This is a genomic window from Kitasatospora sp. NPDC048545, assembly GCF_040651155.1.
In the GTDB taxonomy this organism is placed as follows: domain Bacteria; phylum Actinomycetota; class Actinomycetes; order Streptomycetales; family Streptomycetaceae; genus Kitasatospora.
Genome location: NZ_JBEZIQ010000022.1, coordinates 12,144 through 24,766 on the forward strand (window position 1 = coordinate 12,144; position 12,623 = coordinate 24,766).

Sequence of the window (12,623 nt, forward strand, 5' to 3'; positions counted from 1 at the left end):
GATCCCGCATGTCCCGCACCGCCCGCACCGCCCGCACCGCCCGCCTGGCCGGCGCGGCCGCCCTCGCGCTGGCCGCCGCCCTGACGCTGTCCGCCTGCGGCTCCTCCGGCGGTCCCACCGCCGCGAAGGTCACCCAGCAGAAGGACGACACCCCGTACCAGGGCACCAAGCTGGCCAGGAACTTCGAGAAGCCGGACCTCCAGCTCACCGACACCTCCGGCCAGCCCTACGACCTGCGGCAGCAGACCAACGGCAAGGCCACCCTGCTGTTCTTCGGCTACACCAGCTGCCCGGACGTCTGCCCGACCACCATGGGCGACATCGGCGTCGCGATGAAGGCGCTCTCCCCCGAGGACCGGCAGAAGGTCAACGTCGTCTTCGTCTCCACCGACCCGCAGCGCGACACCCCCAAGGTGCTGCGAACCTGGCTGGACTCGATGGGCAGCGACTTCATAGGCCTGACCGGCGACCTCGCCAAGGTGAAGAGCGCCGCCAGGTCGCTCGGCATCATGATCGAGGACCCGGTGGTCAACGCGGACGGCACGGTCACCTCGACCCACGGCGCGCAGGTGCTGGCCTTCCTCCCCTCGGACGACAAGGCGCACGTGCTCTACATGAGCGGCACCGAGGAGAAGACCTACGAGCACGACCTCCCGCTGCTCGCCAAGGGGGTCGCGGCGTGACCGCCGGGACCAGTCGCTTCCGCCGCACCGCCCTGCTGGGCGCCGTCGTCGCGACCGCCCTCGGCGGCGGCGCCGTCCTGGCCGCCTGCGGGAGCGGCGGCCAGGACGGCGCCGGCAGCGGACCGGCCCGGCTCAGCGTCGCCGACTCCTACATCCCGCTGCCCCCGGCGGGCGGCATGGCCGCCGGCTACCTGACCGTCCGCAACGACGGCGGCCGGGACCAGCTGGTCGGCGTGACCAGCCCCGGCGCCGAGTCGGTCACCATGCACCGCTCGACCCCGTCGAGCATGGAACAGGTCGCCAGCCTGGACGTGCCCGCGCACGGCGCGCTGCAGTTCGCCCGCGGCGGCACCCACCTCATGATCATGGGCTGGCAGAAGGCCCCCGTCCTGGGCGACGAGCTGGAGCTCGACCTCACCTTCGCCAAGTCCGGCACCATCTCGGTCAAGGTGCCGGTCAAGGAGCTCACCTACCGCCCCGGCCAGAGTTAGGGGACCCGCCACCATGCAGTCGGCCGGCCTGGAGAAGGCCTCGCACCGCCGGATCGCCGGGGTGCTCGGAGTGCTCGGCGCGCTGCTCGCGCTGATGCTCGCGGGCGCCGGACCGGCCTCCGCGCACGCCACCCTGGATTCCACCGACCCGCGGCAGAACTCCGTGGTCGCCACCGCCCCGCAGGCGGTGACGCTGACCTTCAGCGAGTCCGTGTCGCTCTCCTCGGACTCCGTCCGGGTGCTCGACCCGGCCGGCAAGGCCGTGGACACCGGCGACCCGGCGCACGCCGACGGCAGGGGCAACACCGCCCGGGTCGGCCTGAAGGGCGGGCTCGCCAACGGCACGTACACCGTCGCCTGGCGGGCCGTCTCCGACGACTCGCACCCGGTCGGCGGCGCCTTCACCTTCTCCATCGGCGCGCCCTCGGACACCTCGGTGTCGGCCACCGCGCTGCAGGGAGCCAAGGCCGACGGCCTGGTCGCCGCCCTGTACGGCACCGGACGCACCGTCGCGTACGCGGCGTTCGCGCTGCTGGCCGGGGCCGCCGCCTTCGTGCTGATCTGCTGGCCGGCCGGCACCGCCCGGCGGCCGGTGCAGCGGCTGCTGATGACCGGCTGGACGGCGCTGCTGGTCTCCACCGTCGCGGTGCTGATGCTGCGCGGCCCGTACGAGCGCGGCTCGGGGATCGGACAGGCCTTCGACCTCTCGCTGGTGCGCGCCACCCTGGACGAGCGGATCGGCACCGCGCTGGCCGCCCGGCTGCTGCTGCTCGCGGCGGGCGGGGTGTTCCTGTCGCTGCTGGTCGGCCAGCTGGGGCAGCCGTCGAAGCCGCTCCCGGCGCAGCCCCCGACGGGCGGCGCCGAGGACGGGCCGGTCGAGGGCGGCGGTGCCGGTGGGCGTGCCGGGAGCGGACGCACCGAGGGCGAGGACGCCGAGGACGCCGAGCTGCGCGAGCTGGAGCGGCGGGCCGCCGAGCGGCCGCAGCGGGAGACCCGGCTCGGCCTCGGCGTCGCCGGGCTGGTGCTGGCCGTCGCCCTCTCCGCGACCTGGGTCGGCGCCGACCACGCCTCGGTCGGCATCCAGGTCTGGCTGGCGCTGCCGTTCGGCATCCTGCACCTGATCGCGATGGCGTTCTGGCTGGGCGGACTGGCCGCGCTGCTGGTCGCGCTGCGCGAGGGCGCCGGCGCCGGGGTGGTGGACCGCTTCTCCAGGATCGCCTTCGGCTCGGTCGCCGTCCTGGTCGTGACCGGGATCTACCAGTCCTGGCGGGGTCTCGGCAGCTGGGGCGCGCTGACCGGCACCGAGTACGGGCGGCTGCTGCTGGTGAAGAGCGGCTGCGTGGCCGTGATGCTCGGCGTCGCGTGGATCTCCCGCTCCTGGCTGGCCCGGCTGCGCTCGGCCCCGGCCGAGGCGGCGGAGGTCGAGCAGGCCGAGGTGCCGGAGCCGGTCGGCGTCGCCGCGCACAGCGCGGACCCGGTCCGCCAGGCCCAGCTGGACCGTCAGCGGGCCGCCCGGGAGAGCGCCGGGCGCGAGCGCGGGCTGACCCCGACCCGGGCCGGACTGCGCCGCTCGGTGCTGGTCGAGGCGCTGGTCGCGGTGGCGGTGCTGGTGGTCACCACGATGCTCACCAACTCCCCGCCCGGACGGGTCGCGAGCGAGGTCACGGCCGGGACCGCCGCGCCGGCCACCGGCGGGGCCGCAGCGGCGCCGCAGACCGAGCCGGGCCGCACCGTCGAGCTCAAGCTCCCGTACGACACCAAGGGCCGGACGCCGAACGCCAAGGGCACCGCGACCGTCACCCTCAACCCGGCGCGGACCGGCCCGAACGAGGTGAAGCTCGCCCTGGACGGCGCCGACGGACAGCCGGTGGACGTCCCCGAGGTGCAGCTCGCCTTCACCCTGCCGGACCGCGACCTCGGCCCGCTGCCGGTCGCGCTCACCCCTGAGGGCACCGGCCGCTGGAGCGGCACCGCGCAGCTGCCGCTGGCGGGCACCTGGGTGGTGTCGGTGCAGGTCCGCTCCTCCGACATCGACCAGACCACGCCGACCCAGCAGTTCAAGATCGGCTGACGGCGGTGGACGACGTGACGACGAACGACCGGTCCCAGGACAACGGGACGACGGACAACGGGACGACGGACATCGGGACGCCGCGCACCGGGACGACGGACGCCACACCGGCGCAGGAGCGGGCCGCCGAGGACCGTACCGGCGTCACCCGGCGGGCGCTGCTCGGCACCGCCGGCGCCGGGCTGCTGGTCGGCGCCGGGGCGGGCGTCGCCGGGGCGGTCGCCCTGGACCGCACCGGCCGCCCCGCCGGTGCGGCGGCCGCGGGCGGCGCACTCGGCGCGGCCCGGGTGCCGTTCCGCGGCGAGCACCAGGCCGGGATCCTCGAACCGCAGCAGGCCAGGGTCCAGCTGGCGGCCTTCGACCTGTCCGACGGTGTCGGCCGGGACGGGCTGCGCGGGCTGCTGCAGCGCTGGACGAAGGCGGCCGAGCGGCTGACCGCCGGGGAGCCCGCCGAGGAGTTCGACGACCAGGTCGCCCTGGACGCCGGGCCCTGCTCGCTCACTCTCACCGTCGGCTTCGGCGCCGCGCTGTTCGACAAGGCCGGGGCGGCCGACCGCCGCCCGCCCGGGCTCGAACCGCTGCCCGCCTTCCCCGGCGACGCGCTCGACCCCGCCCGCGGCGACGGCGACCTCTTCCTCCAGATCGGCGCCGACGACGCACTGGTGGCGGTGCACGCCCTGCGGGTGCTGCAGCGGCTGGCCGCCGGCACGGCGGCGTTGCGCTGGCAGTCGGCCGGCTTCGCCCGCACCCCCGGGGCCGCCGGGAAGCCGGTGACCGGCCGCAACCTGATGGGCCAGGTCGACGGCACCAACAACCCGAAGCCGGGCGAGGAGGGATTCGCCGCGAAGGTGTTCTGCACCGCCGGCGGAGAGCAGCCGGCCTGGCTGGCCGGCGGCTCGTACCTGGTGTTCCGGCGGATCCGGATGCTGCTGGACCACTGGGAGGCGCTCCCGGTGGACCGGCAGGAGCGGGTGATCGGACGGCGCAAGACGGACGGCGCCCCGCTCGGCGCACCCGCCGGGTCCGGCGAGCACGCCCCGGTCGACCTGTCCGCGCAGGGCCCGGACGGCACCCTGGCGATCCCCGCCGACGCGCACGTCCGGGTCGCCGCCCCGGCGGCCAACGGCGGGGCGGCCATGCTGCGGCGCGGCTTCTCGTACCACGACGGGCTACTGCCGGACGGCTCCCCGGACGCCGGGCTGCTCTTCCTCGCCTTCCAGTCCGACCCGCGCAGGGGCTTCACCCCGGTGCAGCGCAAGCTCTCCCGGGGCGACGGCCTGTCCCGCTTCCTGCGGCACGAGGCGAGCGGGGTGTACGCGGTGCCCCCGGCCGCACCGGCCGGGGGCTACCTCGGCCAGCAGTTGCTGGAGGGCTGAGGCCCTTCCCGGGAGGCCGGCGCGGTCCCGTACCACGGGCCGACCGGCCGTGTCCCGGCCATCGGAACGCTTTCCTGCCGCGACCGGGGAATCGTTAGGGTGACAGCTTCGGCAGCATCGCGTCCGCACCACCGCGTCCGCACCGGCCGTACCGCACCGTTCGTAGCGCACCACCCCGTCCGCACCGCCCGTTCCACGCAGCACCGAGTCCTCCCGGAGGCGTCATGTCGGCGACCCGCTACACCTACCTCGGCCCGGCCGGCACCTTCACCGAGGCGGCGCTGCACACCCTGCCCGAGGCGGCGACCCGCGAGCTGGTGCCGCTGTCCTCGGTGGCGCTGGCCCTGGACGCGGTGCGCGGCGGGGACGCCGCCGGGGCGTTCGTGCCGATCGAGAACTCGGTGGAGGGCGCGGTCACCGCGACCAACGACGAACTGGCCTCCGGCGCACCGCTGATGATCTACCGCGAGGTGCTGCTGCCGATCTCGTTCGCGCTGCTGGTGCGCCCGGGCACCGAGCTGTCCGGGATCAAGACGGTCACCAGCCACCCGGTGGCCCAGCCGCAGGTGCGCCGCTGGCTGGCGGCCAACCTGCCGGAGGCGACGTGGGAGTCGGCCGCCTCCAACGCCGACGGCGCCCGGCTGGTCTCCGAGGGCCGTTACGACGGGGCGTTCGCGGGCGAGTTCGCGGCGCCGATCTACGGGCTGGACCCGCTGGTCAAGGACATCGCCGACGCCAAGAGCGCGGCCACCCGGTTCGTCCTGGTGGGCCGGCCGGGCCGGGTCTCCTCGCCGACCGGCGCGGACAAGACCTCGATGGTGGTCTGGCTGCCGGACGACCACCCGGGCGCGCTGCTGGAGCTGCTGCAGGAGTTCGCGGTGCGCGGGGTCAACCTGATGCGGATCGAGTCCCGGCCGACCGGCGAGGGCCTGGGCAACTACTGCTTCCTGATCGACTGCGAGGGCCACCTGTCCGAGCGCCGGGTGGGCGAGGCGATGATGGGGCTCAAGCGGATCTCCCCGCAGGTGCGGTTCCTCGGTTCCTATCCGCGCGCCGACCGGCAGGTGTCCACCCACCGGCGGCCGGGGACCTCGGACGCGGACTTCGGCTCGGCGGCGGACTGGCTCTCCCGCGCACTCGACGGGCGCGGGGACGTCTGAGTCCCGCGGCGGCGCGCGGGGACACCGGACGCGCCGGAGACGGCGGAGATGCCCGAGACGCCGGAGACCGCGGAGTCATCCGAGCGATACCCGTTGTCTTTCTGACCTTTTCCGACCGTTTTGGACTGCGGCGATCGGGCGGGGCGGACGACCCCACCCGTCGTCCACAGGCCCACCCGGGGCCGCGGGCCGCTGTCCACAGGCCTCACCTCTGTCCACAGCTCCGAGTTATCCACAGGCCTGGGGACGAGTCGACAAACCGGTATAGCCATTACCCAGAACTGGTCGGATCATCAGTTTGCGTCGCAGAGATGACTAATCGGACCAGAGTCACCCGGTTGCCAGCAAATCACCCGTCCGAGTGCTTCAATTCCCTCACTCGGGAAGGTCGAATGAGGTTTGAAACCTCAATTCCCTGGCTCGGTCGCACGGAGGGTGATCCTCCCCTTCGATCCACAGCCCCGGCCCCGGGCCTGTGGATAACCCGACCCGGGAGCGGTCTCCACAGAAGTTATCCACAGGACGGGGGTGGTTATCCCCAGGGGAAAACCGGTACCGGTGGAGGAACGCCCGCCCGGTACGCTTGGGCCTGTGATTGACCTTCGCCTGCTCCGTGAGGACCCTGACCGAGTGCGCGCCTCGCAGCGCGTCCGTGGCGAGGACGTCGACCTGGTCGACGCCCTCCTCTCCGCCGACGAGCGGCGCCGGTCCTCGGGCAGCCGCTTCGACGAACTGCGCAGCGAGCAGCGGGTGCTCGGCAAGCAGGTCGCCCAGGCCAAGGGTGACGAGAAGACCGCCCTGCTGCAGCGCACCAAGGACCTGGCCGCCGAGGTCAAGGCCGCGGACGCCGAACAGGGCGCCGCCAAGGAGGAGGCCGACCGCCTGCTCCGCTCGCTGGCGAACCTCATCGACCCGGCCGCCCCGGTCGGCGGCGAGGAGGACTTCGTCACCCTGGAGGAGATCGGCACCCCGCGCGACTTCTCCGCCGAGGGCTTCGAGCCCCGCGACCACGTCGAGCTCGGCCAGATCCTGGGCGCCATCGACACCGAGCGCGGCGCCAAGGTCGCCGGTGCCCGCTCGTACTACCTGACCGGCGTCGGCGCGCTGCTGGAGCTCGCCCTGGTCAACATGGCGATCGCCCAGGCCACCGCGGCCGGCTTCGTCCCGATGATCACCCCGACCCTGGTCCGGCCGGCCGCCATGGACGGCACCGGCTTCCTCGGCCAGGCCGCCGAGAACGTGTACCACCTCGCCGAGGACGACCGGTACCTGGTCGGCACCAGCGAGGTCCCGCTCGCGGCGTACCACATGGACGAGATCCTGGACGCCGACAAGCTGCCGCTGCGCTACGCCGGCTACTCGTCCTGCTTCCGCCGCGAGGCCGGCACCTACGGCAAGGACACCCGCGGCATCATCCGCGTCCACCAGTTCGAGAAGGTGGAGATGTTCGTCTACACCACTCCGGAGGACGCGGAGAACGAGCACCGCCGCCTGCTCCAGTGGGAGAAGGACTTCCTGAACGCGCTGGAGCTGCCGTACCGGGTCATCGACGTCGCCTCCGGCGACCTCGGCGCCTCGGCCGCGCGCAAGTTCGACATCGAGGCCTGGATCCCCACCCAGGGCAAGTACCGCGAGGTCACCTCGACCTCCAACACCACCGAGTACCAGGCCCGCCGCCTGTCGATCCGGATGCGTGAGGACGGCAAGACCCGCCCGCTCGCCACCCTGAACGGCACCCTGGTCGCCATCCCGCGCACCATCGTGGCGATCCTGGAGAACCACCAGCAGGCCGACGGCTCGGTCATCGTGCCCGAGGCGCTGCGGCCGTTCCTCGGCGGCCGGACGGTCCTCGAACCGGTCAAGTAGCCGGTTCCCCCGGCTCCACCCGCTCCACCCGCTCCACCCGCAACTCCCGGGAGACGACCGGCCCATGAGCACCACCAGCCCCAGCCCCGTCTCCCCGGAAGGCACCCGGGACGGTGGCGACCTGCCCTACCGGCTGATCGCCACCGACCTCGACGGCACCCTGCTGACCAGCGAGGAGACCGTCTCCGAGCGCACCCGCGCCGCGCTGGCCGCGGCCACCGGCGCGGGCGCGCTGCACATCATCGTCACCGGCCGCTCGGCCGTCTGGGCCCGCCCGGTCTTCGACGAGATCGGCTACACCGGGATAGCCGTCTGCGGTCAGGGCGCCCAGGTCTACGACGCCGGCGCGCACAAGCTGCTCACCTCGCTCACCCTGGACCGTCGGCTCGCCGCCCTCGCCGTCGAGAAGATCGAGGCCGAGACCGGCCCGCTCGCCGTCGCCGCCAACCAGGACGGCCTCGACGGCCAGGTCCTGGCCGGCCCCGGCTACGAGCTGCTGATCGGCTCCGACCTGCCCGTCGTCCGGGTCGACCGTGACGGGCTGCTGGCCTCCCCGGTCAGCAAGCTCTACGTCCAGCACCACGCGCTGACCGACGACGCCCTCGCCGACGCGGCCCGCCGCGCCGCCGGCGACCTGGTCGGCGTCGTGATGGCCGGCCCCGGTGTCGTCGAACTGCTCCCGCTGGGCCTGTCCAAGGCCACCGGTCTGGCCGTCGCCGCCCGCCGCCTGGGCGTGCGCGCCGCCGACACCATCGCCTTCGGCGACATGCCCAACGACGTCCCGATGTTCGGCTGGGCCGCCCACGGCGTCGCCATGGCCAACGCCCACGAGGAACTCCTCGCCGTCGCCGACACCGTCACCGCCGGCAACGACGAGGACGGCGTCGCGGTCGTGCTGGAGCGCCTCTACCCCGCCCGCTGACCGGCGGCGCGCCCCGGGCCCGGGGACGGGCGGGACTCCGGAGTCCCGCCCGGTGCGGCGTGTCGGTGGTCGGGTGTTCACGGACCGTTCCCCGACAGTTGTAGGATGACCGGGCAATCAGTTGTAGGATGACCGACGACTGGTGAAGGCGCGCGTGCGACGGCGGAGGGAGGTGAGTCCGGAATGAGCGGCGAGGGCAACGGCCTGCAGGCGGCCGGACGACGCTCCCTGGTGGACACCGCGATCGACCAGCTGCGGGAGCAGCTGGCCGGCGGGGTCTGGCCCGTGGGTTCGCGGATCCCCACCGAGCACGAACTGGCCGAGCAGCTGCAGGTCGGACGGAACACCGTCCGGGAGGCGATCCGGGTGCTGGTGCACGCCGGAATGCTGGTCTCCCGGCAGGGCGAGGGGACGTTCGTCCGCTCGACCAGTGACCCGGCCTCCGTCCTGCGCGGCGTCCAGCGTTCGGGCATCCGGGACGTCCTGGAGGTCCGCGCGGCGCTGGAGACCGAGGGCGCCCGGCTGGCCGCGCTGCGGCACACCGACGAGGACGTCCGGCGGATGCGGGCCGCGCTGGCCCGCGAGGCCGAGGTGTTCGCGGCGCACCCCGAGCGGGCGAGCCGAGAGGCCACCGTCGAGCACGACCTGGAGTTCCACACCGCCGTCGTCGAGGCCGCGCACAACCCCGCGCTGGCCGAGGTGTACCGCTACTTCGGCGCCTCCGTGCGCGAGGCGATGACCTCCGCGTTCGGCGACCACGACATGCCCGAGGCCGTCGTGGCCACCCACGAGGCCCTGGTCGACGCGATCGAGAGCGGCGACCCGGACCGGGCCGAGGCGGCGTGTCGCACGCTGCTCGCCGGCCCGACCGCGGCCGTCGAGCAGCTGCTCGCGTCCATCGCGGCCCGGAAGTAGGACGGCGCGAGCCTCCTCCGTCCCGCCCGCATCCACGCACATCCCGGAAAGAACAGCACACCCATGGCCGTCACCCGTGCCCAGCAGCCGGTTGTCACCACCCCTGCCCCGCTCCCGGTCCGCACCCGGCTGGCCCATCCGCTCCTGCTGCTGACCGGCATCGTGCTGGTCGCGCTGAACATGCGCGCCTGCCTGGCCGCGATCTCCCCGATGGTCGGCGAGATCCAGCGGACCTTCGGCCTCTCCGCGACCGCCAGCGGCCTGATCACCACCGTCCCGGTGCTGTTCCAGGGCGTCGGTGCCCCGCTCACCCCCCGGTTGACCCGCCGGTTCGGCGCCGAGCGGGTGGTGCTGGGCGCGGTGCTGGTGCTGGGCGCGGGCGTGCTGCTGCGGGTGCTGCCCTCGGTGGCCGCGCTGTACGCGGGCTGCGTGGTGATCGGCGTGGCGATCGCGGTGCTCAACGTGTCGATGCCCGGCCTGGTCAAGCGGGAGTTCCCGGACCGCGCGGCGACCATGACCGGCGTCTACTCGACCACCATGCTGGTCGGCGCGACCCTCGCCGCCGGTACCTCCGTCCCGCTGGAGCACGTGCTCGGCGGCGGCTGGCGGGCCTCGCTCGGTGCCTGGTCGCTGCTGGCGCTGGTCGCCGCGGTGGCCTGGCTGCCGCAGGTGCTGCGCAGCCGTCAGGAGCGCGGCGTCGCGGCCGCGGCCGCGACGCCGGGCACGCCGGTCGAGGGCATCTGGAAGTCCCCGCTGGCCTGGCAGATCAGCCTCTTCATGGGCATCTCGTCGCTGCTGGTCTACACCCTGGTGGCCTGGATGCCGACCATCCTGGCCGACCACGGCATGGACCGCGGCCAGGCCGGTCTGGTCTTCGCCTTCTCCAACCTGGTGCAGGTGGCCGGTGCCTTCCTGGTGCCGCTGATGGCCGGCCGGATGACCAACCAGCGCGCCCTGGCGGTGACCATGGCCGCCCTGAACGGGGTGGGCATCGCGATGCTGCTGGTCGCGCCGGTCTCCGCCGCGTGGGTCTCGGCGGCCGTCCTCGGGGTGGCCCAGGGCGGTTCGCTGGGCCTGGGCCTGGCGTTCATCGTGCTGCGCACCGGCAGCGCGGCCGGTGCCGCCCAGCTGGGCGGGATGTCGCAGGCGATCGGCTACCTGGTCGCGGCGGCCGGCCCGGTCGGTGCCGGCGCCCTGCACCAGCTCACCGGCGGCTGGGAGACCACCCTGATGCTGATGCTGGCGCTGGTGCTGGTGGTCGGTGTGGCCGGCTGGGGAGCGGGCCGCAACCGCACGCTCTGACCCTCCGGCGTCCGGACCCGCCACGGCGTCCGGACGGACTCGACGGTCGTGAACGGGAACGGCGCTCCGGGGATCCCCGGAGCGCCGTTCCCGTTCACCGTCGTACGGCCCGGTTCACTCCTCGCCGGCCAGGGTCAGCCCGGCCAGCTTCACCGAGGCCAGCACCGTCGCCCCGACGGTCACCACCAGCAGCAGCGGGACGGCCGCCCCCAGCGAGACGTCGGCACCGATCGCGGAGTCCCCGGCCACGGCCTCGGCCACCGCCCGGCCCCACTGCTGGATGCTCAGCGTCCGGGCGCCCTCGACGAAGTTGCCGACCACCGACTCCCAGATCAGGGCGTACCCCAGCCCGGCGACCACGGCGTGCCGGGTGACCACGCCGAGCAGCAGGAACAGCGCGCTGTACGCGGCCCCGGCGACCATCACAGCCACCGTGTAGCCGAGCACCATGCCGTCCCGGGTGCCGAACAGCAGCAGCCCGGACAGCAGCGTCGGCACGACCGAGAACAGCCAGGTGACGCCGATCGCCACGGCCAGCTTGGTGGTGATGATCCGCCACCGCGGCAGCGGCTTGGCGAGCAGGTAGACGATCGAGCCGTCGTCGATCTCGGTGGCGATGGCCCCGGTGCCGACCACCAGGCCGAGGATCGGGACCAGGGTGCCCAGGCCGAGTTGGCCGAGGATCTTGACGGTCAGGCCGTGCGCGTCGGCGGTCGACCCGCTCGCGATGGCGGAGACCAGCAACAGCAGCGCGGGGACCACCAGCAGCAGCAGGCCGCGGCGGCGGCCCAGCAGCCCGCGCAGGGTCAGCCTGGCGACGGTGGGGTTCATGGACGGTCGGCCCCTTCCTGGGTCCGGTCGGCTCGGGCACGGTCGGCCTCGGCCCGGTCGGTCGGTGTCACGCGGGGATCGGCCGGCATCACGCGGAGACCAGGTACGAGAAGACGCTCTCCAGCGACTCGTCGGCCGGGGAGACGGTGTACAGCCGGATGCCGGCCTCCCGGGCGACCCTGGGCAGCAGGGTGGTGAAGCCCTGGAAGTTGACCGCCTCGATCCGCAGGGCCCGTTCCCGCTCGTCCACCTCGATGCCGGTGGTGGAGCCGTCGGCGATCAGCGCGGCGGCGAGCCGGCGGTCGTCGCTGGAGCGGACCAGGTAGCGGTGCGGGCGGTCGGTCATCAGCCGGCGGATCTTGCGGAAGTCGCCCGAGGCGGCGTGCCGGCCGGCGACCACGACCTCGATGTGCCGGGCCAGTTGCTCGACCTCCTCCAGGATGTGCGAGGAGAAGAGCACCGTGCGGCCGTCCGCGCCGAAGCGGCGCAGCAGCTCCATCAGCTGGAGCCGCTGGCGCGGGTCCATGCCGTTGAAGGGCTCGTCGAGCAGCAGCACGGCCGGGTCGTGGACCAGTGCGGAGGCCATCTTGACCCGCTGCTTCATGCCCTTGGAGTACGTGCCGGTGCGCCGGTCCTTGGCGTGGGCCATCTCCACCAGGTCCAGGGCCCGGCGGGCGGCGGCGCCCGGCTGGGGCAGGCCGTGCAGTTCGGCGTTGGCGAGGACGAACTCCCAGCCGGTCAGGTAGTCGTACATGGACTCCCGCTCGGGGACCAGGCCGATCTGCCGGTACACCTGCTGGTTGCGCCAGATCGGCGCGCCGTCCAGGGTGACCGAGCCGCTGGACGGGGCGAGGAAGCCGCTCATCATGTGGATGAGGGTGGACTTGCCCGCGCCGTTGGGCCCGAGCAGGCCGGTGACGCCGGGGCCGATGGTCATGGTGATGTCGTTGACCGCGACCACGTTCCCGAACCAGCGGGAGACCTTGTCGATGCTGATGGTGGCCAT

At 73.8% G+C, this 12,623-nt stretch carries 11 protein-coding genes; 9 read left to right on the forward strand and 2 right to left on the reverse strand.

Features of this window, described 5'->3' with window-relative positions:
* Positions 1–8: 8 nt before the first annotated feature.
* The 9 genes from AB0D10_RS21415 to AB0D10_RS21455 all read left to right on the forward strand — a co-directional run bounded on the left by AB0D10_RS21415 (position 9) and on the right by AB0D10_RS21455 (position 10,786).
* Positions 9–683: an SCO family protein gene (locus AB0D10_RS21415; RefSeq protein ID WP_360258542.1), complete on the forward strand. Its 675-nt coding sequence runs from the start codon at positions 9–11 to the stop codon at positions 681–683.
* On the forward strand, positions 680–1,174 hold the full coding sequence (locus AB0D10_RS21420) for a copper chaperone PCu(A)C (RefSeq protein WP_360258545.1): 495 nt from the start codon (positions 680–682) through the stop codon (positions 1,172–1,174). Before AB0D10_RS21415 ends, AB0D10_RS21420 begins: the two co-directional genes overlap by 4 nt.
* Positions 1,175–1,187: 13 nt before the next feature.
* Entirely contained in the window at positions 1,188–3,245 is a 2,058-nt protein-coding gene (locus AB0D10_RS21425) for a FixH family protein (RefSeq protein WP_360258548.1), read from the forward strand.
* Between the two features lie 14 nt (positions 3,246–3,259).
* Positions 3,260–4,621 carry an iron uptake transporter deferrochelatase/peroxidase subunit gene (gene efeB, locus AB0D10_RS21430; RefSeq protein ID WP_360258551.1) on the forward strand — a complete coding sequence of 454 codons (1,362 nt, stop codon included), beginning with the start codon at positions 3,260–3,262 and terminating at the stop codon, positions 4,619–4,621.
* A gap of 224 nt (positions 4,622–4,845) precedes the next feature.
* Positions 4,846–5,781, forward strand: coding sequence for a prephenate dehydratase (gene pheA, locus AB0D10_RS21435; protein WP_360258554.1), 936 nt, complete (start codon positions 4,846–4,848; stop codon positions 5,779–5,781).
* Positions 5,782–6,372: 591 nt separating this feature from the next.
* A complete protein-coding gene (gene serS / locus AB0D10_RS21440) occupies positions 6,373–7,647 on the forward strand; it encodes a serine--tRNA ligase (RefSeq protein WP_360258557.1) in 1,275 nt (424 codons plus the stop codon).
* A 64-nt stretch (positions 7,648–7,711) separates the two neighbouring features.
* Positions 7,712–8,569 carry a Cof-type HAD-IIB family hydrolase gene (locus tag AB0D10_RS21445; protein ID WP_360258560.1) on the forward strand — a complete coding sequence of 286 codons (858 nt, stop codon included), beginning with the start codon at positions 7,712–7,714 and terminating at the stop codon, positions 8,567–8,569.
* A gap of 183 nt (positions 8,570–8,752) precedes the next feature.
* Complete coding sequence (locus AB0D10_RS21450) at positions 8,753–9,484, forward strand: FadR/GntR family transcriptional regulator (RefSeq protein WP_360258563.1); 732 nt, start codon at positions 8,753–8,755, stop codon at positions 9,482–9,484.
* 63 nt (positions 9,485–9,547) lie between these two features.
* On the forward strand, positions 9,548–10,786 hold the full coding sequence (locus AB0D10_RS21455; protein WP_360258566.1) for an MFS transporter: 1,239 nt from the start codon (positions 9,548–9,550) through the stop codon (positions 10,784–10,786).
* A 114-nt stretch (positions 10,787–10,900) separates the two neighbouring features.
* Here AB0D10_RS21455 and AB0D10_RS21460 read toward each other — a convergent pair whose 3' ends face one another.
* Entirely contained in the window at positions 10,901–11,617 is a 717-nt protein-coding gene (locus AB0D10_RS21460) for an ABC transporter permease (protein ID WP_360258569.1), read from the reverse strand.
* Between the two features lie 88 nt (positions 11,618–11,705).
* Entirely contained in the window at positions 11,706–12,623 is a 918-nt protein-coding gene (locus AB0D10_RS21465) for an ABC transporter ATP-binding protein (protein WP_360258572.1), read from the reverse strand.